Origin of the sequence: Tateyamaria armeniaca (assembly GCF_045797845.1) — a bacterium.
In the GTDB taxonomy this organism is placed as follows: domain Bacteria; phylum Pseudomonadota; class Alphaproteobacteria; order Rhodobacterales; family Rhodobacteraceae; genus Tateyamaria; species Tateyamaria armeniaca.
The window spans coordinates 4,039,532-4,058,661 of record NZ_JBHDIY010000002.1; the positions used below are offsets into that span (position 1 = coordinate 4,039,532).

The 19,130-nt window shown below is 61.5% G+C and carries 21 protein-coding genes; 3 read left to right on the forward strand and 18 right to left on the reverse strand.

Annotated elements, in window-relative coordinates:
* Positions 1 to 4: 4 nt before the first annotated feature.
* The 10 genes from ccoS to fnrL all read right to left on the reverse strand — a co-directional run bounded on the left by ccoS (position 5) and on the right by fnrL (position 9,160).
* Complete coding sequence (gene ccoS / locus ACERZ8_RS20475; protein WP_407594032.1) at positions 5 to 166, reverse strand: cbb3-type cytochrome oxidase assembly protein CcoS; 162 nt, start codon at positions 164 to 166, stop codon at positions 5 to 7.
* On the reverse strand, positions 163 to 2,253 hold the full coding sequence (locus tag ACERZ8_RS20480) for a heavy metal translocating P-type ATPase (protein WP_407594033.1): 2,091 nt from the start codon (positions 2,251 to 2,253) through the stop codon (positions 163 to 165). The genes ccoS and ACERZ8_RS20480 overlap by 4 nt, the downstream gene beginning before the upstream one ends.
* A gap of 38 nt (positions 2,254 to 2,291) precedes the next feature.
* Positions 2,292 to 2,750: a FixH family protein gene (locus ACERZ8_RS20485; protein WP_407594034.1), complete on the reverse strand. Its 459-nt coding sequence runs from the start codon at positions 2,748 to 2,750 to the stop codon at positions 2,292 to 2,294.
* A gap of 3 nt (positions 2,751 to 2,753) precedes the next feature.
* On the reverse strand, positions 2,754 to 4,187 hold the full coding sequence (gene ccoG / locus ACERZ8_RS20490) for a cytochrome c oxidase accessory protein CcoG (RefSeq protein ID WP_407594036.1): 1,434 nt from the start codon (positions 4,185 to 4,187) through the stop codon (positions 2,754 to 2,756).
* A 185-nt stretch (positions 4,188 to 4,372) separates the two neighbouring features.
* A complete protein-coding gene (gene ccoP, locus ACERZ8_RS20495; protein ID WP_407594037.1) occupies positions 4,373 to 5,245 on the reverse strand; it encodes a cytochrome-c oxidase, cbb3-type subunit III in 873 nt (290 codons plus the stop codon).
* Positions 5,245 to 5,436, reverse strand: a complete 192-nt coding sequence (locus tag ACERZ8_RS20500) for a cbb3-type cytochrome c oxidase subunit 3 (protein WP_407594038.1) — start codon at positions 5,434 to 5,436, stop codon at positions 5,245 to 5,247. The genes ccoP and ACERZ8_RS20500 overlap by 1 nt, the downstream gene beginning before the upstream one ends.
* Before the next feature lie 14 nt (positions 5,437 to 5,450).
* Positions 5,451 to 6,182, reverse strand: a complete 732-nt coding sequence (ccoO, locus tag ACERZ8_RS20505; RefSeq protein WP_407594039.1) for a cytochrome-c oxidase, cbb3-type subunit II — start codon at positions 6,180 to 6,182, stop codon at positions 5,451 to 5,453.
* 12 nt (positions 6,183 to 6,194) lie between these two features.
* Entirely contained in the window at positions 6,195 to 7,805 is a 1,611-nt protein-coding gene (gene ccoN, locus ACERZ8_RS20510) for a cytochrome-c oxidase, cbb3-type subunit I (protein WP_407594040.1), read from the reverse strand.
* A gap of 116 nt (positions 7,806 to 7,921) precedes the next feature.
* On the reverse strand, positions 7,922 to 8,329 hold the full coding sequence (locus ACERZ8_RS20515) for a universal stress protein (RefSeq protein WP_407594042.1): 408 nt from the start codon (positions 8,327 to 8,329) through the stop codon (positions 7,922 to 7,924).
* A gap of 90 nt (positions 8,330 to 8,419) precedes the next feature.
* Complete coding sequence (gene fnrL / locus ACERZ8_RS20520) at positions 8,420 to 9,160, reverse strand: transcriptional regulator FnrL (RefSeq protein ID WP_407594044.1); 741 nt, start codon at positions 9,158 to 9,160, stop codon at positions 8,420 to 8,422.
* A gap of 59 nt (positions 9,161 to 9,219) precedes the next feature.
* Here fnrL and hemN point away from each other — a divergent pair, with 59 nt between their 5' ends.
* Positions 9,220 to 10,572 (forward strand): oxygen-independent coproporphyrinogen III oxidase, encoded by a 1,353-nt coding sequence (hemN, locus tag ACERZ8_RS20525; protein ID WP_407594046.1) that lies wholly within the window; start codon positions 9,220 to 9,222, stop codon positions 10,570 to 10,572.
* On the opposite strand, the gene ACERZ8_RS20530 is transcribed toward hemN, so the two are convergent.
* From ACERZ8_RS20530 to ACERZ8_RS20545, 4 genes are read right to left on the reverse strand one after another with little or no spacing between them, the layout of a single operon-like run.
* Positions 10,569 to 11,399 carry a class II fructose-bisphosphate aldolase gene (locus ACERZ8_RS20530; protein ID WP_407594047.1) on the reverse strand — a complete coding sequence of 277 codons (831 nt, stop codon included), beginning with the start codon at positions 11,397 to 11,399 and terminating at the stop codon, positions 10,569 to 10,571. The two genes, hemN and ACERZ8_RS20530, sit on opposite strands and share 4 nt — an antisense overlap.
* On the reverse strand, positions 11,396 to 12,250 hold the full coding sequence (locus tag ACERZ8_RS20535; RefSeq protein WP_407594048.1) for a 5-deoxy-glucuronate isomerase: 855 nt from the start codon (positions 12,248 to 12,250) through the stop codon (positions 11,396 to 11,398). The genes ACERZ8_RS20530 and ACERZ8_RS20535 overlap by 4 nt, the downstream gene beginning before the upstream one ends.
* Before the next feature lie 19 nt (positions 12,251 to 12,269).
* Positions 12,270 to 13,250: a 5-dehydro-2-deoxygluconokinase gene (iolC, locus tag ACERZ8_RS20540; protein WP_407594049.1), complete on the reverse strand. Its 981-nt coding sequence runs from the start codon at positions 13,248 to 13,250 to the stop codon at positions 12,270 to 12,272.
* Positions 13,247 to 14,092: a phytanoyl-CoA dioxygenase family protein gene (locus ACERZ8_RS20545; RefSeq protein WP_407594051.1), complete on the reverse strand. Its 846-nt coding sequence runs from the start codon at positions 14,090 to 14,092 to the stop codon at positions 13,247 to 13,249. The genes iolC and ACERZ8_RS20545 overlap by 4 nt, the downstream gene beginning before the upstream one ends.
* A gap of 319 nt (positions 14,093 to 14,411) precedes the next feature.
* Between ACERZ8_RS20545 and ACERZ8_RS20550 the strand changes: the two genes are divergently transcribed.
* Both ACERZ8_RS20550 and ACERZ8_RS20555 read left to right on the forward strand, forming a co-directional pair.
* Positions 14,412 to 14,606, forward strand: a complete 195-nt coding sequence (locus tag ACERZ8_RS20550; RefSeq protein WP_407594052.1) for a hypothetical protein — start codon at positions 14,412 to 14,414, stop codon at positions 14,604 to 14,606.
* A gap of 2 nt (positions 14,607 to 14,608) precedes the next feature.
* On the forward strand, positions 14,609 to 15,334 hold the full coding sequence (locus tag ACERZ8_RS20555; RefSeq protein ID WP_407594053.1) for a Kelch repeat-containing protein: 726 nt from the start codon (positions 14,609 to 14,611) through the stop codon (positions 15,332 to 15,334).
* Positions 15,335 to 15,343: 9 nt separating this feature from the next.
* On the opposite strand, the gene ACERZ8_RS20560 is transcribed toward ACERZ8_RS20555, so the two are convergent.
* The 4 genes from ACERZ8_RS20560 to ACERZ8_RS20575 all read right to left on the reverse strand — a co-directional run bounded on the left by ACERZ8_RS20560 (position 15,344) and on the right by ACERZ8_RS20575 (position 19,089).
* A complete protein-coding gene (locus ACERZ8_RS20560; RefSeq protein ID WP_407594054.1) occupies positions 15,344 to 15,547 on the reverse strand; it encodes a hypothetical protein in 204 nt (67 codons plus the stop codon).
* Between the two features lie 119 nt (positions 15,548 to 15,666).
* Positions 15,667 to 17,775: a TRAP transporter permease gene (locus ACERZ8_RS20565; RefSeq protein WP_407594055.1), complete on the reverse strand. Its 2,109-nt coding sequence runs from the start codon at positions 17,773 to 17,775 to the stop codon at positions 15,667 to 15,669.
* Positions 17,775 to 17,978: a hypothetical protein gene (locus ACERZ8_RS20570; RefSeq protein WP_407594056.1), complete on the reverse strand. Its 204-nt coding sequence runs from the start codon at positions 17,976 to 17,978 to the stop codon at positions 17,775 to 17,777. The genes ACERZ8_RS20565 and ACERZ8_RS20570 overlap by 1 nt, the downstream gene beginning before the upstream one ends.
* 55 nt (positions 17,979 to 18,033) lie before the next feature.
* Complete coding sequence (locus ACERZ8_RS20575; RefSeq protein WP_407594057.1) at positions 18,034 to 19,089, reverse strand: TAXI family TRAP transporter solute-binding subunit; 1,056 nt, start codon at positions 19,087 to 19,089, stop codon at positions 18,034 to 18,036.
* Between the last annotated feature and the right edge of the window lie 41 nt (positions 19,090 to 19,130).

Here is a 19,130-nt window from a genome sequence, read left to right on the forward strand (position 1 = left end):
CCGCTCAGTCTGGGGGACCGGGGCGGGTGTCATCATCCAGCAATATCCGCGCCGCATCGCCTGCCGGATCGTCGTACTGGTCATGCCGCAGCGTCCAGACAAAGGCGATAAGCGCGCCAAGGCCTAGGATCAGCGAACAAGGGACAAGGATCACAAGGATGTTCATGGGGCGGCTCGCGTTCTGAGGGCGTTGAGGGTGACGGTAATCGAACTGGTGGACATCGCAAGGGCGGCCATCAGCGGCGAGGCAAAACCAGACAATGCCAGCGGGATTGCGATCATGTTGTAAAGGGCGGCAAGCGCAAAGTTTTCAAGGATGCGCCGCCGCGCGCTGCGCGCAATGTGCAGCACCGTGCCGATGCCAGACAGGTGCTGGCCCAGCAACACGACATCGGCGGCGTTCTGGCTGGCCTCCAGCGCGGTGCCCGGCGCGATGGAGGCCCAGGCCTGCGTAAGCGCCAGCGTGTCGTTAAGCCCGTCGCCGACCATCAGAACCTTGTGCCCGGCCGCTTGCAGATCATGGATGAGGGCCTGTTTCATCTCGGGGCCGACAGAGGCGTGCACATGATCGACATCCAGCGTGGCGGCCATGCGATCCGCATGGGCCTGGCTGTCACCGGTCAGCATGTGGACGTTCAGACCCATAGCGCGCAAAGTCTGCACGGTCGCTGCGGCCTCTGGCAACGCGCGTTCGCGACGGGCCAGTGGATAGATGTCGCCGCCCACTTGCAGGGCGGTTCCAACCCCCTGCCCGATCCAAGCCGCATCCCCCAACGCGACGGGCATTCCGTTCCATGTGCCTTTGACCCCGGCACCACGATGTTCGCTGATCCCTGACACATGAGCAGCACCGACATCCGCCAAAGCAGGCAGAACAGAGCGGCTGAGCGGGTGGTTGGACGCGTCGGCCAGCGCCTTCAGCACTGCGCGCGCATCGTCCGGCATGTCCTTTGCGGGAACAAGTGCGCTGTCGCTGAGCGTGCCGGTCTTGTCAAAGACGACAGTGTCGATCTCGGCCAGTCGTTCCAGCGCAGTTTCGGATTTCACCAGAACACCCGCGCGGAACAATCGGCCCGTCGCCACTGTCGCGACGGCAGGCACGGCCAGACCAAGCGCGCAGGGACACGTGATGATCAGCGTCGCGATGGCGATTGTGAGCGCGTGATAGACATCACCCGTCGCATAGACCCAGCCAAGGAACGCGGCAAAGGACAGCCCGTGCACGAGCGGCGCGTAGATGCCTGCAGCTTGGGTCGCGAGGCTCGTGTACCGGCTGCGTGCCCCTTCTGCGACCGAGGCCAACTGGATCAGGCGGCGCAGGGTCGACCCGCTTGCATCGACCGTGGTGCGTAAGGTGACAGGACCGCTCAACATGACTTCACCCGCCGTCAGCACGTCGCCTTTGGATACAGCAATGGCATCGCTTTCTCCACTCAGGGCACTGCGATCCACCTGGGCATTTGGCGCCAGCAACACTCCGTCCACCGGCACGCGGCTGCCTGCAGCGAGCCAGAGTGTATCGCCTGCCTTGACCTCATCCACGGGGCAACTGACCCGGGCATCGCCGTCCACACGGGTAACACGGTTGGGTTCCAGTGCGGCCAGATCAGCCGCCGCAGAGCGGGCCGCACGGCGCATCCGCGTCTCAAGCACACGGCCCCCAAGCAGGAAGAAGGTGAGCGACAAGGCCGCGTCAAAATAGGCGTGCTCGCCCCCCACCATGGTCTCGTAGAGCGAAAGGCCGCAAGCCAGCAGGATCGCGAGCGAGATCGGCACATCCATGTTCAGGCGTCTGACCTTCAGCGCACTCCAAGCATTGATGAAAAACGGCTGGGCGCAGAACAGCGCGGCAGGCAGGGCGATCGTGGCCGCGATCCAGTGCAGGAAATCGCGCGTGCTGTCGGTGGCCCCCGACCAGACGGCGACGGACAGGAGCATCACGTTCATCATCGCAAAACCCGCAATGCCAAGGCGCAAGGTCAGACCGTCATCCGTGTTCGCCACTCCGGCACCGCGGGCTTCGTGGGCTTCGAACCCGATGCCCGCCAGTGCAGTCATCCACGGGGCGGGGTCCGCATCGGGGGCGGCACTGATCGCGACACGCTTGCGGCTGAGGTTCACGCGGGCCGAGGCGATGTCGGGCCGTGCGTTCAGCAACCCTTCGACCGCGCGGATGCAGGCTGAACAATGGATGGTCGGCAAGATCAACTCGTGTGTGGGCAAGCCACCGCGCGCAGCGGCGGCTTGGGCCACGGGGCCCGCCGCAACACAGCCGGGGCAGCTTGCCATTGTCATGGCGCAACCCGCACGATCACGCGCTGACGGAATGCCGTGCCATCGGGCGCTTCGGCAGCCAGACGCAGGTTCCAGTTGCCTGCCCCCAAGACCGGAATGTCAGCAACAAAGCGCACGCCGTCATGGCGGAATACAGGCGTGATATCCTCGCCCACATGGGTGGCGCGGCCCAATGTGGCCGATTTGATATGCGCGACCACCGGTCCGATATCATCGTCGATCAGCAAGTGCAGTTCGGTGCCCGCAACATCCGCTGAAACCTCCCAGCCCAGCGCCTCCTGTGCAGCGCGATCCGCCTCGAATGCCTGGCTGACCACGTAGGAATTGCGGGTTTCCAGGCCGGGAAAGGTTGCCACGGCCTGAAAGGCCAGCGTCAGGTTAACCCCGATGATCACGGCGAAGGCGCTGCCAAAGATTGCCAAAACGTGCCAGCCGGTCAGTTCCCTTGTCATCATGGTTCAACCCTTTCCGTTAAAGATGGTGGCGACGCCTGCACGGTCGTCGGTTTCGGTGTCTTCGACCCACAGGCGCAAGTCGGTGCTTTCGGTTTCAGCGGCCGCATCCTGCGGACGTGCGATGACATAGACACGCGCCTGCAGGGTCTCGTTTGCCGGGACAGTGACGTGGTTGGCCACGGGCCCTGCGGATTCTACGTCGATGCGCAGGATTTCGTCAGAGGTCAGCATGACCCGGAATTCGCGGTCCTCCGCCGTCAGGTTGCGGATGCGCAGCGTGTAGGTGTTGCGGACCGATCCGTCCGACAGGGTGACAAATTGCGGATTGCGCACAGGCTCGACGGTGAGGTCGATGTCGGACCGCACGAACAGCGCATAGACCAGCGCCACGCCGATCAGTGACCACATGGCCGTGTAAAGAAGGGTGCGCGGGCGCAGGACATGGTGCCAGATCGGACGCGGCGGCGTGCCTGCGGTTTCCCGCTCTTCGTCTGCAAGGGCGAGGTAGTCGATCAGGCCGCGCGGCTTGCCAATCCGCTCCATCACGTCGTCACATGCGTCGATGCACAGTGCGCAGGTAATGCATTCCATTTGCTGACCGTCACGGATGTCGATGCCCGCAGGGCAGACATTCACGCACGCCATACAGTCGATGCAGTCCCCAAGTGCCTCAGCGCCTTCGGCCTTGCGGTGCTTGCCGCGCGGTTCACCCCGCCAGTGCCGATAGGCGACGGTCAGTGTGTCATTGTCCATCATTGCCGCCTGAATGCGCGGCCAGGGGCACATGTAATTGCAGACCTGTTCGCGCATGAACCCGCCAAAGACAAAGGTTGTCGCCGTCAGGATCAAAACGGTGGTGTAGGCCACCAGCGGGGCCTGAAGCGTAAACAGATCGAACAGCAGCGTGGGTGCGTCGGCGAAGTAGAACACCCATGCCCCGCCCGTTGCCATCGCGATAAGGAACCAGATGACCCATTTTGTCATGCGCAGGCGCAGTTTGCGCGCCGACCAGTCAGCGTTCCACAGACGGACACGGGCGTTGCGATCCCCTTCGATCCAACGCTCGACAAGGATAAAGAGGTCCGTCCAAACAGTCTGCGGACAGGCATAGCCGCACCAGACGCGCCCCAGGGCCGACGTGAACAGGAACAGGCCCAGCCCCGCCATGATCAAAAGGCCCGCAACAAAGTAGAACTCGTGCGGCCAGATCTCGATCCAGAAAAAGTAGAAGCGACGGCCCGCAAGATCAATCAGCACCGCCTGATCGGGCAGGTTGGGGCCACGATCCCAGCGGATGAACGGGGTCAGATAGTAGATCGCAAGGGTCACCCCCATGATCCACCATTTCAGCGTGCGGAAGGTGCCCTTGACCCGCCGGGGAAAGATCGGTTCGCGCGCAACATAGAGTGCGGGCGGTGTGTCCGGTGATTGTGTCATAGCAATGTGTCCTGTTCGTAGAACGCTTGTCACCCGCGCGCTGATCCTGCGCCTTGATCTGGATCAACGCCCTTTCAAAAGAACGCCCGGCCCCTGCTAGGTACGAACAGGACAGGGACCGGGGTGCTGCGCGTTTCCCCTCCGGGTTGCCACCGGATTTCACGCGCAGCGCATGGCGGTCCGGCTTATTCGCCGCCGCCAAGCTGGTGCAGATAGAGCGTGACCGCCTTGATCTCCGCCTCGTCCAGACGCTGACCCCACGGGGGCATGACGCCGAAGCGGGAATAGGTCACCGTCTCTGTCAGGGTGTCGCGATCCCCGCCATAGAGCCAGATGGCGTCCGACAGGTTGGGCGCGCCCATTTCGCGGATGCCCTCGCCTGCTTCGCCATGACAGGCCGCACAGTTGTCGAGGAACAGTTCAGTGCCCTGCTCGGCAAGGGCCGCATCATGCTCCTGTCCTGACAGGGCCAGAACATATTCGACGGAAGCCGCGATCTCTTCATCGCTGAAGATGTCGCCATAGGCGGGCATTTCCGTCCAGCGGGCATCGGGGTCGATGTCGTTGCGGATGCCGTGACGCACCGTGTACTCGATCGCCTCAAGGTCACCGCCCCAAAGCCAGTCATCGTCCAGCAGGTTGGGATAGCCCCCCGCCTGCACGCCGGCGGCCCCTGCGCCATGACATTGCGAACAGTTGGCAAGGAACACGGACGCCCCGCCAGCCACGCCGTAGCGGTATGCGGGATCATCCGGCGCCAGCGCGGCCAGATCGGCCGATGCAAGGCGCTGCGCAACTTCGGCATTCTGCGCATCGACTGCGGCGATCTGCTCGGCCACTTCGGCCCGCGTGGAATAGCCCAAAACCCCGGATGTGGCCGCATTGACCAGTGGCCATGCGGGATAGGCAATCGTATAGGCGATGCCCCACACGATGGTCCCGTAAAAGCACCACAGCCACCAGCGCGGCAAAGGGTTGTTGAGTTCCTTGATGCCGTCCCAGTCATGGCCAGTGGTGTCGATGCCTGTGACGTCGTCTTTGTCGATGTTGTCAGCCATCACTTGGCCTCCACTTCTTGGGATTTTGGGTCGGCCTCGCCGTCATTTCTGAACGGGATGCCCGCGGCCTCTTCATTTGCCGGACGCGCACCGGGCCGAAAGGCCCAAAGGCAGGCGATGATGTAAAAGACCATCATGGCCAGCAGCACCCAGCTGTCCGCCAGTTCGCGCAGGAAAGAATAGGTATCCATGTTTCAAACCCTCCTTAGCGGCTTGCATCTGGTGTGAAGGTCGAAAAATCGACCAGCGTGCCCAGCATCTGCATGTAGGCAATCAGCGCATCCATCTCGGTCAGTTCGGGCTGACCATCAAAGTTGGACACAACCGCGCCGGGATAGCGTTCGACCAAAGCATCCCAATCGGAATCCGGGTCACCCTGGGCTGCGAAATCGAAGACCGCGTTTTCGATCATCTCTTCGGTATAAGGGACACCGACCATGCGGTGCGTGCGCAGCAGATCCTCGATATGCTCGCCCTCGATGGGCGTGCGCCCGAGGAAGGCGTATTTCGGCATGATCGATTCCGGAACGACAGACTGCGGGTTGTTGAAGTGATCAACATGCCAGGCATCCGAATAACGCCCGCCCACCCGTGCCAGATCGGGACCGGTGCGTTTAGACCCCCACTGGAACGGGTGGTCGTACATCGACTCCGCCGCCAGTGAGTAGTGGCCATAGCGCTCGACCTCGTCCCGCATGGGACGGATCATCTGGCTGTGGCACACATAGCACCCTTCGCGGATGTAGATGTCGCGCCCGGCCAGCTCAAGCGGGCTGTAGGGGCGCATCCCATCCACCTCTTCGATAGTGTTTTCGAGGTAGAACAGGGGCGCGATTTCCACGATGCCACCGATGGTGACCGTCAGCAGCGAGAAGACAAACAATAGCGTCGGGCTGCGTTCAAGGATCTGGTGTCGCTGAAGAAATTGAGTTTTCATGTTTTTAACTCCTTAAGCGGCTTGCGCGGTTGCAGGGGCGGGTGGCGACACCGAGACGGGCTTGCCGCCCCGGATGGTCATCCACATGTTCCACACCATGATGATACCGCCCGCGAGGTAGAGAACCCCGCCCAGACCACGCACCACATACATCGGGAACTTGGCGCTGACGGTGTCGGCGAACGAGTTCACGAGGAACCCTTGGGCGTCGACTTCGCGCCACATCAGGCCTTCCATGATGCCGGTGACCCACATCGACGCGGCGTAAAGGACGATGCCGATGGTCGCGAGCCAGAAGTGCCAGTCGATGGCCGACATGGAATACATCTGCTTGCGCCCCCACAAACGTGGCGTGAGGAAGTAAAGCGCCCCGAAGGTGATCATGCCGTTCCAGCCAAGTGCGCCGGAATGCACATGCCCGATGGTCCAGTCGGTGTAGTGCGACAGCGAGTTCACCGCGCGGATCGACATCATCGGACCCTCGAAAGTGGACATGCCGTAGAAGGCGAGGCTGATCACCATCATCCGAATGATCGGATCAGTGCGCAGTTTGTCCCACGCGCCTTGCAGCGTCATCAGACCGTTGATCATACCGCCCCATGAGGGCATCCACAGGATGATCGAAAACACCATGCCAAGGGTCGAGGCCCAGTCAGGCAAAGCGGTGTAGTGCAAGTGGTGCGGACCCGCCCAGATATAAAGGAAGATCAGCGCCCAGAAGTGGATGATGCTGAGTTTGTAGCTGAACACAGGGCGCTCGGCCTGTTTCGGCACAAAGTAATACATCATGCCCAGGAACCCGGCAGTCAGGAAGAACCCGACTGCGTTGTGGCCATACCACCACTGCGTCATCGCATCCTGAACACCCGAAAACACTTGCACCGACTTGGAGCCGAGAAGCGAGACCGGGATGGACAGGTTGTTCACGATATGCAGCATCGCGACGGTGATGATGAAGGACAGAAGGAACCAGTTGGCAACGTATATGTGCTTTTCCCGCCGGCGGAAAATGGTGCCGAGGTAGACGGCCAGAAAGGCCACCCAAACCAGCGTCAGCCAGATGTCCACATACCACTCAGGTTCGGCATATTCCTTGGATTGCGTGGCCCCCAGAAGATAGCCGGTGGCGGCCAGCACGATAAACAGCTGGTAGCCCCAGAACACGAACCACGCGAGGTTACCGCCCCAAAGGCGCGCGCCGCAGGTTCGCTGCACGATGTAGAACGACGACATGATCAGCGCGTTGCCCCCAAAGGCAAAAATCACCGCTGACGTGTGCAGCGGGCGCAACCGTCCGAAATTGGTGAAGGGTTGCCCCCATTCGAAATTCAGCCCCGGAAAGGCAAGCTGAAAGGCGATGAACACGCCCGCCAGAAAGCCGACGACGCCCCAGAACCCCGTGGCAATCACCCCGGCCCGCACAACGCTGTCGAGATACCCGCTTGTATCTACAACCGCCGGGGCGTTTCCGATCTGGCGCAACTGCCAGATGAACATTCCGCCCGCGATCAGCATGATCAGCGCGGCGTGCACCTGATAGGCCACGTCATGCCCCCAATCCGCTGCAATGGCGGCAAGAAGGGCAACAAGGCCAAGGGCAATCAGTTTGACATAATCCAACATGACTTATCCTTTGTCGTTTTGCGCAGCCCCGAATGGGGGCCGCGCACCTGTTCGCAATTTTTGGTGATAGGCAGGACGCGCAGGGCCTGCGTTGATCTGGATCAACCTTGCGCGCTTTAACGGATCACGTGCACCGCGCAGTGGGCATGGCGCACAACCCAGGCGGCCGTCGAGCCAAGCAGAATGTCGGACATCACCGGCGTGTGCGATGCGATGACGATGCAATCCACGCCCGTCTCATCCGCCCAGTTGGTGATGCTCCGTCCGGTGGGGCCGTCAATCACCACGACACGGGCGTTTTCGATGTCCCCGACCAGCTCGTTCAGCTTGGCCCGCGCCGTTTCGCGGGTCTCTGACAGGATATTGTCGGGAATGTATTCGGTGACGTAGATGGGCACCTGCTCCATCACGTGCAGAAAGGTGATCGACGCGCCCTCGGCTGCGATCCGTTTGGCGATCTCGATCGCACCGGACACATCCTTTTCCGCGTCAAACGCGATTGGGATAAGAATATTGGAATACATGTCGTCCCCTTTGTCTTTTGGCTTCGACACAAGGGGATAGAGCGTTGGGTCAGGGCGCGCGTTGATGTGGATCAAGCAAGACAGCGACGCCTAAAAGAGGGTGCCGCCGTCGCTGTCATCACCGGTTTCAAACAACAGCCCCTCGAGGTCGGGGATGCGCACGATCCGGTTGCCATCCAGCTCGATCACGCCATCCTTGCGCAGCCCTGTAAACTGCCGGCTGACCGTTTCGATGGTGAGGCCAAGGAAGTTGGCCATGGTCTCGCGGCTGATCGGGAGTTCAAGGCGCGTGGTGTCGCCCATCACCTTTCCGTCGGGATGCACGGTGCGTTTGGCAATCAGCATCAGCAGGCTGGCGATCTTTTCGCGCGCCGTTTTGCGGCCCAGCAGAAGCATCCAGTCGCGCGCCGCGTCCAGCTCATCGAGCGCCATTTCCAGCAACCGTTGCTGCACGGCAGGAATGCGGATCAAGAGCGCCTCGAACGGTTTGCGCTGAAAGCAGCACAAGGTGACATCGGAAACCGCCGTCACATCATATTGCAACGTCGGGCGACCCGGTCTGCCGATAAAATCCGAGGGCAGCAAAAGGCCCACCATCTGCGTGCGCCCGTCTTCGATCACTCGTTCCAGCGTCGCCGTCCCGGCCACGACCGAGGCGACCACATCCAGTGCATCGCCGCGCATGGCGATGGTCTGGCCTGCAGCGTAGGTTTTGTAGAACTTGATGTCGTTCAGCTGGCTCAGCTCGTCTTCGTCACAGCGCGCGCATACGGCGCGGTGCCGGATCGGGCAGGACGAACAGTCCTGCGTTGCCAGAACCCGTCCTGCCATCACGCGGCCCTTTGATCTGGGTCAATGCGCGTGCCTAAAGCCGCGTTCATCCTGACGTTATGAAACATGTATCCGACCTGTCCCGCTTTGGCCTATTTGACGCGAAAGTGCCGCGATTCACAAGCTACCCTCCCGCGAACTGGTTCAGCGACGACGTGGATTCGGACTGCGCGGGTGCTTGGCAACGTGCTGCACCCAAGGATGCAGAGATTTCGCTTTATGTCCACGTTCCCTTTTGCCGCAGACTGTGCTGGTTTTGCGCGTGCCGCACGCAAGGGACGCGCAACGATGCCCCGCTGGCCCCATATGTCGAACGAGTCCTGACCGAAGCACGCGCCGTGCGCGCCCGGTTCGTGAACGGTGCGTCCCCGCGTCGCCTGCATCTTGGTGGCGGGACGCCGACCATTCTGTCCCCCGATCTGCTCGACACATTGCTCAGTGGTCTGAACGACATCTGGCAGCTTGACGAGCTCGAAGAATTCTCGGTCGAAGTCGACCCGACAGATGTAGGCCCTGCCCGTCTTGATGTTCTCAAGGCCCATGGCCTCAGCCGCGCAAGCCTTGGCATTCAGGATTTTGACGCACAGGTGCAGGCAGCCATCGGGCGCACGCAGTCCCGCGAACTGACGCAACAGGTGGTCGACGATCTGCGCGCGCGCGGAATCGAGGCGCTGAACTTCGATCTCCTTTACGGCCTGCCTTTCCAGACATCGCGCACTCTGGCCGCCACCCTAGATGCGGCCCTTGCCATGCAGCCCAGCCGCATCGCGCTGTTCGGCTACGCTCACGTGCCGTGGATGTCAAAACGTCAGGTGCTGATCCCAAGCGACGCGCTGCCCGATCCCAAGACGCGCCTTGCCCTCTTTGATCAGGCGCGGCGCACCTTGCTGGGTCAGGGGTACATCCAGATCGGGATCGACCATTTCGCCTTGCCGCATGACACGCTGGCCCAGGCCTATTATTCGAAATCACTGAAACGCTCGTTCCAGGGATATACGGATGATCGCGCCCCTTACCTGATCGGTCTGGGCGCGTCTGCAATTTCGACCTACCCCGACGGTTTTGCGCAGAACATTCCGGTCACCGGCCAGTATGCCGATAGGATCGACAACGGAAAGCCCGCCACATGGCGCGGTTATGCGCTGACCGATCGCGACCGCCTCAAGGCCGATCTGGTCGAACAGTTGATGTGCTATCACGAAGCGGAGCTGAGCCCCGCGCAGCGCGCCGATAGCGCGCTGATCCGGGATCTGGATCGCGTGGCCCTCGCCTTTGCCGGGGCCGTCACGTGGGACGGGTTCAAATTCGTGATTGATCGCTGGGCACATCCGCTGGTGCGCCTGATCGCGGTGCAACTGGTTACCCCGACAGATGTCACGGCAGGCGAGCGTACCTATAGCGCAGCCATCTAGGGCGCGCGCATCGTCCGCAAGACCGCCCTTGTCGCTTCGACCAGAGGATCATGCGTGTCCTTGAGGATCGCAACGCGGTCAAATCGTGCCGGATCGCTGTTGATCGAGGCGCGCAATGCAGAGCCGAAAGCCTGACGCAGTTCCGTGCCAATGTTGAATTTGCAGATGTTGGTGGAGGTCGCGAGCTTGCGCCGCTGCGCGGCCGGTACGCCCGACCCGCCATGTATGACAAGGGCCACGTCTGTCACCTCCTGAATGGCAGCGATGCGCGCCTCGTCCAGACCGCCGGACTGGTCGGTCTGCAAGTGCACGTTGCCAACTGAAATCGCCATCGCGTCCACGCCGGTTTCCCGGGCAAAGATGGCAGCCTCGTCCGGGTCTGTTCCTGCCGAGGCTTCGCCCTGATCATAACCGACAAATCCAATCTCGCCCTCGCACGAGATCCCTGCCTTGTGCGCCATCTCGGCGATGGCTGCGGTTTCGTCGATATTCTGCGCCAGCGGTTTGCGCGACCCGTCGAACATCAGGGAGGTGAAGCCCGACTCCAGCGCCGCCTTGCAGTCCTCAAATGTGTATCCGTGATCCAGATGTGCAACGACGGGCACCGAGGCCGCTTCGGCCAGATTGCGAAACATCGCACCCAGAACGGGCAGGGGCGTATGGGCGCGGCAGGACGGCCCAGCCTGCAGGATCACAGGGCACTCTTCGGCTTCGGCGGCGGCCACATAGGCGCGCATGTCTTCCCAGCCCAGACAAACGAGACCCGCAACAGCGTAGCCGTCAGCGCGGGCCGGGGTGAGGACGTCAGCAAGCGTGGCAAGTGTCATTTGAATTTTGCGATCATGTCTTTGATGCCGGGAATGGTTTCGATCTGATCGGCATGCGAGGGTTGGAAATACTGCACAAGGCTACGCTGGCTGAGACCGGCCAAAATGGTGAAGTAATACATTTCATAGCCCGGCAGCACCGCGCAGGGGTGGTATCCGTTGTCCAGACAAATGGTCGACCCATCGACGATGTGATAGGCATCCCCGGCCTTGCCCTCGGCGCGTTGCAGCATCTGTACGCCTGATCCGTGATTGGGGCGAAAGCGGAAATTGTAGGTCTCGTCATGGCGGGTTTCGATCACGTCGCCACCCTCAGAGCGGTCCGTGTCGTGCTTGTGGCTGGGAAAGCCTGACCAGCCGCCCTGCCCGACCGTGAACAGCTCGGACACCAGCAAGCGTCCGACCTTGTCGTGGTACTTGGTGCCGAGGATGTGCTTGATCTTGCGATGCGTCTTGGTGTCGTCCGATCCGTATTGCACGAGGTCCAGATCGTCGCTGCGCACAGCGAACGCCTCAAGCACCTTGTCGTATTTGGCCCCGGCCACGAACACTTCGGCCGCGTCCGAGGTGCAGATCATCTCGGCCCGCGCAGCGGTGGGCACATAGACGCCCTCGGGCTCTCCGTCCCATACATCCACGCCGCGTCCGCCAAGGTCTGCGACCTTAAACCCTTCGACATCGACATCAACCGTACCCGTGGCAGGCACGATGCAGGTTTCAAACCCCGGCACCGCATATTCGAACGCCTGACCCTTCTTCAGCTTCACGATGTTGAAGTAGTTGAGGGGCACGGTCGTATCGCCCGCATCGACAATGGGTTTGTTCTGATTGTCGTAAGGCGCGATATGCATGGCGGCCTCCTTCTTGGAATTACGGGTGTGTCGGGCCGGGATGGTTGGTCAGGAAGGCCGACAGAACGTCAGGGTCCGGCATGGCAGGCGCACAGCCGGGCTTGGACACGGTGATCGACGCGCAGGCCGACCCGCGCAGGATCGCGGTTTCAAGGTCGTTGCTGGCCGCAAGGCCCGTCATCAAACCGGCCATGAACGCATCCCCCGCGCCGTTGGGTTTGACGGCGGTAACGGGGTAGATACCGGTCGAGATTTCCTGATCACCAGCATAGGTCACAGCGCCGTTTTCACCCTTTTTGTAGATCACAATTTCGGCGCTGGAGCGGGACAGATCGCGGGCCTTGGCCTGCCCCTTGTCCATGCCCCCGGCCATAAAGCCGAATTCCTCGTCATTGCCCACAATCATGTCCGATGCCTCCGCCGCACGGCTCAGAACCTCTGCGGCAACCTCAGGCGAGGGCCACGAATAGGGGCGGTAATCCACGTCAAAGATGATCGGCACACCCGCGGCCTTGGCCAGTTCGAAGGCGCGAAAGGTGGCACTGCGCGACGGTTCAGCGGCAAAGACGGTTCCGGCCGTGATCAGCGCGCCGTAGGCGGCGTAGTCCACCGCTTCGACATCCGCGACCTCCATCTGGAAATCGGCAGCCCCGTTGCGGTAGATCACGTTGCGGTGCCCTTCGAGCACGCTTTCGTAGAATGCCAGCGAATTGCGGAACTCGCCGCCCACCCGGCGTACGTGGGTGGTGTCGACCCCGTAATGCTCAAGGCGGTTGATGCAATAGCTGCCGACCGAGTCATCAGACACCGACGTGACCAGCGCAGCCTTGCCGCCCAGCTTGCAGATGCCCGCCGCGATATTGGCCGCAGAGCCACCCAGATCGACGGTAAGGCGCTCCGCATCTTCGGCCCGCACGCCGACATCGGTGAAAAAATCGATGCCCGCCCGGCCAACTATGACGAAATTGTTCGCCTTGATGCCGTCCAGAAGCGCGCTCACTTGATCCCTTCCGCGTTCACTGCATCCGCCTGATCCAGCACCTCTGGATAGGGATAGTTGAAGCCCAGAAGCTGGCGCATTTCGGGGCTTGCGGCATCGATGAAAGACGCAGGCAGAGCGCCCGGCATATCCTCAAGCGGTTTGACCCATTTGGGAATGTAGTTGATCAGCACGGCGTTGCGGTCGTGATCGGCCTGATTGGGCATTGCGCAGTGCCACGCGGCCCCGAAAAACAACACCGTGTCACCCGGATCACCCGTCATGCGCGCGCAGTTGTCGTAGAAATGCGCGTGATCCTCGGGCGTGGGATAGCGCAGGTGTTTCTGGGTGCCGGGCAGGTAGGCAGTCGCGCCGCTTTCTTCCGTAAACGGGTCCAGTGCAATGGTGACCTGCGCGTTCATCGGGAACGACGCGTTCAGACCTATCGGGTGCGTTTCGACCCCATGGAAATCCCAATAAGGAAAGTCGATATGCGGCTCCTGCCCCGGCCCGCCGGGCAGGATGCGGTTGGCGGCGATGGACCCCATGATGAATTCGGTGCCCAGCCAGCGGCTGAGAACAGACATTATCACCGGGTGTGCGGCCATGTCGGAAAAGACGGCCCCCTTGGCCAGCAGATTCCACACCCGACGCTGCAGGTTGACACGCCCTTCTTCCATCGCAGCGCCCTGAAAATGGGTGACTTTGTCGCCCTCTTTGTCGGAATGCTCCATGATGATGGCCCGGGCATCGGCAATCTGATCGGCTGTGAACAGCCCCTTGATCTTGACGGCACCGGCGCCATTCAACAGCTCGTCGCAAATGGCGATGGGGTCGGCCTGATCTGCATCAAAGGTCAGCATATGCCCGCGCCGTTTTGTCCCGATTGTACGTCCACGCGAATTCCCCCTGTCGAGGGTCCGCCTGATCGCTCATGTCACGATTCTGCGTTGACCCATCTTCTGCTATGACGATACCAAGACTGAAACCGGTTGCAATACGTATTCAGGGAGGTGTGGATGTCGTAAATCGCGCCTTCCATCGGGATCGGAGTATCCGGGGGCGGCAAAATGGGCACGGCGCGTGCGGTGGCGTTTGCAGTCGCGCAGTCGGGCCGCAGAGCGGCGCGCGGCACGAGCACATCCGCCTTATGTTTCGCTAGATCACAAAGGGGCCAAGGCCATGTCGAGCTGGATCACACTGGACTGTAACGGCGCACCGCATTGTCGGCACGAAAACGGATTTGCCGCGTATGGTGGCAAATTCTACCTCTTTGGCGGGCGGCGTATTCAGCCGGTCGATATCTTTGATCCAGATACGAACACTTGGACGCATGGCACCCCACCCCCATCGAAATCCACCATTTTCAGCCGGTGATCGTGGGCAAGCAAATCTGGTTGCTGGGCACGATGACAGGGCTGTTTCCCCGCGAGACACCTTTGGAAACCGTGTTCATTTACGAACCCGAGGCAGATCGCTGGCTGGAAGGGCCGACGATACCGGCGGAACGGCGACGCGGCGCGTCAGGATGCGCCCTGCACAGCGATGGCTGGATCTATGTTGTGGGCGGCATCGTGGACGGGCACCACGCGGACACTCAGGCGTGGTTTGATCGCATCCACCCCGAAACAGGCGCTTGGGAAATCCTGCCGGACGCGCCGAACAAACGGGATCACGCGCCCTGCGCCATTGTCGGCGACATCCTTTATTTCTTTGGCGGGCGCGAGACGGGGCGACACAATGGCACCGACTACAATCAGTTGTTCTTTGACACGATCGGCGACGTGGATGTGTTCAGTTTTGCGCGCCAGGAATGGTCGGTTCATCCCGAACCCCTGCCCATTCAGACCGCCGCCGGGGGCACCGGCGTGCTGGGCGGGAAAATCCACTATGTCGGGGGCGAGGCCGGGCGGATGGAAGCGTTCACCGAGATGCAGATATTCGATCCCCGCGCAGGTCAATGGCACTTGGGCGCACCCCTCAACCGTGCGCGGCACGGCACGAATTGCTGCGTGCATGACGGCAAGTTATGGATCGCTGCGGGCAGCGGCGCACGGGGCGGAGAACCCGAACTGACCAGCATCGAAGTCATCGCGATTGAATAAGCGCGCGAACTAGTGCCCGCCGTCATATTTCGACCAGTCGATCTGACGGAACTGCCAAAAGGCGACAACGCCCAGCGCAACAAAGACGAGGGACCAGATCGCATTGCCCAGCGCCAGTTCGAACAGACCCCATCCGAAACAGACCGCCAGCGTCAGATGGCGCCGCCACGCATGCGCAAAAAACGCATTGTCGAGATCAATCAGCTTTTTCAAGGACGCCCCCGTGTGCAGGGTTTAATTGGCAGTTTGAACATCAGCATGCAGGGTCCTCTTCCAACTCGTGCAGGATCACGCCGCAGGTGCGCCAAGTCAAATGCCATCCGGCGCACGGCTCACTCGGCAATGACATCCTTGGGCGGCGCAACCTTGACCACGTGGTGCCAGCCCAGCAACACCAGCGCAGCAACCAGCCCGATGGTCATCACCAGCGGCGTCTTCCACAACACAAGCACGGCCAGCAGCAGGCGCAATGCAACCTCCCATTGCGCCAACCGCATCTTGTCAAATCGCGACAGCGCAGAGGCCACCAGATAAAGCGACAGCGCCAGTTTCGCCAGAAGCATGCTCAACTGGCCCCAGTCGACCTGTCCGGTGTAGCCCGCAATCAACTCGCGCTGACCTGCTTCGTTGCTGATCGTCACCGCTTCTTCGATCAGCAGCAGTTCGGGATACCACGCAAAGACAAAGGGGATCGTGAACATCACGATGCCCACGCGCACGGCAGCCACCCCCGTGCGCATCGGCTCGCCCCCCGTGACCGAAGCTGCGGCAAAGGCCGCAACTGCGACCGGCGGCGTGATGGCCGAGGCAACGGCGAAGTAAAAGACAAACATGTGCGCCGTAAAGAAACTGACGCCGAGGTTGGCCAGCAATGGCCCCAGCAACAGCGCGACGTTGACGTAGGCAGGCACGGTCGGCATGCCCATCCCCAACAGGATCGCGCACAGCATCGCGCAGATCAGCGCCAGCATCAGGTACACCCCGCCCACAATCGGGATTTCGTATCCGAACAGGCGCAGCACATTAACTTTTTCCAGCCACGAGGTGACGGCGCGCGTCAACTCGCCCGTCAGCCCGCTTTCGTTAAGGAAGGCGGCGATGATCGACACTGCAAACAGCAACAGGAATAGGCGAGACAGCAATATCCCCCCCTCGCCCAGAGACACCAGCACGCGGGACGGGTTGCGGCGGGTGTCCGCATCGAGAAACAACAGCGGCACTAGGATCGCAACGGCCCACCACCCGGCCGAAATTGCATCGCCCGTAGCGTTGATGATGGTCAGGACAAGCACGCTGTCAGCCCCGAACATCCAAGCGAGCAGCCCCGTGGCCACGGCATCCTTGTTTCCGAGCAACAGGTACAGGATCGTCAGGATCGGCACGAAAATGATGATGAGATTGAACCAGTCCTGCCGCTCCATCACCAGATCGTCCGGAACCTCGCGCATCGCAGCCACGTTTTCGCGCCGCGCCTGAAACATCACCGCCAGAAAGATCGAAAAGAAAAAGCAGAGTGCTGGCAGAAATGCTGCCGTGATCACCTTGGTGTAGGGCACCGCCGTAAGGGCCACGAGGACAAAGGCGGCCACCCCCATCACCGGTGGCATGATCTGCCCGCCGGAGGAGGCCGCCGCCTCGACCCCGCCGGCAAAATATTTGTTGAATCCGTTGCGCAGCATCATCGGGATGGTCAGGCGCCCCGTAGACAGCACATTGGTCACCGGCCCGCCGGTGATGGTGCCAAACATGGCTGAGGACACGATGGCGGCATGGGCGGGCCCGCCGCGCAAATGCCGGGTCAGGCGCACGGCCAGCTTGATCAGCGATGTGCCCCCGGCTGACGTGCCGAACAGCGCGCCGAGGATCACATAGGGAAACACCTGATTGACGACGATATCCATGAACCGGCCCATGAACCCATCGGGCGAGATAAACACATTCGTCGCCTTCTGCGTGGCCGCCGCCATGACATCACCGCCATCCGCACCCAGCTTGGTCAGCAGGAAATTGTTGTCCGACAGATCAAAGACCCAGATCAGTGCTGTGCCCACCGTATACAGCACCACGATGCTGGACACGATCACCAGCGGCAGGCCCCAGACCCGCACATTGTAAAGGAAAAACAGGGTGATGATGACAAAAAGCAGCGGGATCGTCCAACTGCCAAAGCGGGCCTGACAGGACGGCACTTCGGCCTCGAACGAGATGCCGGGGATCACGTTGGCCGAATTCGCGGCATCCTCGGCAATGAGACGCGCGCGTTCTCCGGTGATCTGGTCGATCAGGCAGACGCTGTCGATCTCGACCATGTAGCCGAATGCACCCAGAAACGCCGCCGTGATCAGGCCAAGATCCAGCAACAGGCCCAGCCACGCGCGCTTGGGGCGCTCGACCTTCCACGCGCGATACACGCTCGCGTCAAAGACGACGATGGTCATCATCAGGAAAAAGACGGGGGGAAGAAATATTCCGTCGCAAAACCGGAAATGCGCAGCAGCGGAATGCCCGTGACCTCGCGCGCCCAATTCTGCAGACCCTCGATCTCGGGCAGCGTGTTGATCATCCCCACAACCACCAGGATCAGGGACAGGCCCATCGCAATACGGTGACCGGTCGAGCGATTGTTGGGGGTCATCTCTGTCACGCGCGGCGTCCGATCGGGGCTGTGGACCCGGCCAAGAAGACCGGGCCCGGATCACTTAGGGGCGCAGGCAATCCGCAATTGTGTGGCCCTGTGCTTCGTAGGCGCGGATGGCGCCCGGGTGCATCTTGATCTGCACGGCCCCGCACGCGCCTTGGCTGACGCCGTCGATGTCGCCAAAGGTGATGTTCAGATACGGCCCCATGGGCGCGCCTTGTTCGAACCGTTCCTGCGCGTTGAGCATGGCAGTTACGATGTCGAACACCAGCTCTTCGGGCATGCTGGCCTGCACAATCTCGGCAAAGGCTGTGGAGTAGCTGTCGAACGTGTCATCATCGGTCACGATGGTGATGTCGTTGCCCTCGTAGGCTGCGCGATAGACATCCACAGGCACCGAAAACGGCGCGTGGCCCGGGGCCTTGACGATTTGCTGGCCCAATTCGCTGTTCAACAGATCAGACGGGACGTCGTGAATGGTGATCGCACCGGCGGCGGAAAACTGGATTTCGCGCCCACCTGGCAGACCAGAGGGAAAGCTCCACGCATCCACTGCACCGCCGGTCACGGTCGAGACTGCATCAGGCCAGGGTGTCTGCACGCCCTCGTAGCCTTCGCCGTCTTTCAGACCGGCAAACAACTGGATCATGGCCCGCCCCGAGGTCAGCGCCGCCCCGCGCGGGGGACCGTTCCAGATGCGCAACCCGTCGAGCTTGCGGATGTTGGCCACTGGCTTGGAATCGTAGTAGCCAAAGGTCTGGTGCGCCCCTGCATGGAAATAGAGCGCGCGGATGCCTGCGGCGAGTTCCGCGCCTTTCTCTGCCCCTACGCCACTGTACGGACCAATCCCACGCTGCAGCAAAAACGGCAGGATCAAAGGGGCCGTGGCCACATCCACGCGCCCTTCGGCAACGGCCTGCACGGAATTTGTCAGCGTCGCGCCTTCGGTCATTTGCAACGTCGCCACACCTGCACTGTCAAGCGCGGCTGCAAAGGTTGTCGAGACATAGTGCGCCGGTCCGCCCGGCGACGATGTTTCAGCCGTCAGCGTGGCCTGTGCGGCAACACCCAGTGGCGCAAGCGCCAGTGTGGCACCCATCAATACGGTTCTTAGCATGGTAATCCTCCCAGATTGCAGCGCCCCTCCACTGGCGCATC

Coding starts and splice junctions, on each gene's coding strand:
- ccoS (WP_407594032.1), bottom strand. CDS start 166: ATGAACATCCTTGTGATCCTTGTCCCTTGTTCGCTGATCCTAGGCCTT.
- ACERZ8_RS20485 (WP_407594034.1), bottom strand. CDS start 2,750: ATGATGACAAGGGAACTGACCGGCTGGCACGTTTTGGCAATCTTTGGC.
- ccoG (WP_407594036.1), bottom strand. CDS start 4,187: ATGACACAATCACCGGACACACCGCCCGCACTCTATGTTGCGCGCGAA.
- ccoP (WP_407594037.1), bottom strand. CDS start 5,245: ATGGCTGACAACATCGACAAAGACGACGTCACAGGCATCGACACCACT.
- ACERZ8_RS20500 (WP_407594038.1), bottom strand. CDS start 5,436: ATGGATACCTATTCTTTCCTGCGCGAACTGGCGGACAGCTGGGTGCTG.
- ccoO (WP_407594039.1), bottom strand. CDS start 6,182: ATGAAAACTCAATTTCTTCAGCGACACCAGATCCTTGAACGCAGCCCG.
- ccoN (WP_407594040.1), bottom strand. CDS start 7,805: ATGTTGGATTATGTCAAACTGATTGCCCTTGGCCTTGTTGCCCTTCTT.
- ACERZ8_RS20515 (WP_407594042.1), bottom strand. CDS start 8,329: ATGTATTCCAATATTCTTATCCCAATCGCGTTTGACGCGGAAAAGGAT.
- fnrL (WP_407594044.1), bottom strand. CDS start 9,160: ATGGCAGGACGGGTTCTGGCAACGCAGGACTGTTCGTCCTGCCCGATC.
- hemN (WP_407594046.1), top strand. CDS start 9,220: ATGAAACATGTATCCGACCTGTCCCGCTTTGGCCTATTTGACGCGAAA.
- ACERZ8_RS20530 (WP_407594047.1), bottom strand. CDS start 11,399: ATGACACTTGCCACGCTTGCTGACGTCCTCACCCCGGCCCGCGCTGAC.
- ACERZ8_RS20535 (WP_407594048.1), bottom strand. CDS start 12,250: ATGCATATCGCGCCTTACGACAATCAGAACAAACCCATTGTCGATGCG.
- ACERZ8_RS20545 (WP_407594051.1), bottom strand. CDS start 14,092: ATGCTGACCTTTGATGCAGATCAGGCCGACCCCATCGCCATTTGCGAC.
- ACERZ8_RS20550 (WP_407594052.1), top strand. CDS start 14,412: ATGTCGAGCTGGATCACACTGGACTGTAACGGCGCACCGCATTGTCGG.
- ACERZ8_RS20565 (WP_407594055.1), bottom strand. CDS start 17,775: ATGATGACCATCGTCGTCTTTGACGCGAGCGTGTATCGCGCGTGGAAG.
- ACERZ8_RS20575 (WP_407594057.1), bottom strand. CDS start 19,089: ATGCTAAGAACCGTATTGATGGGTGCCACACTGGCGCTTGCGCCACTG.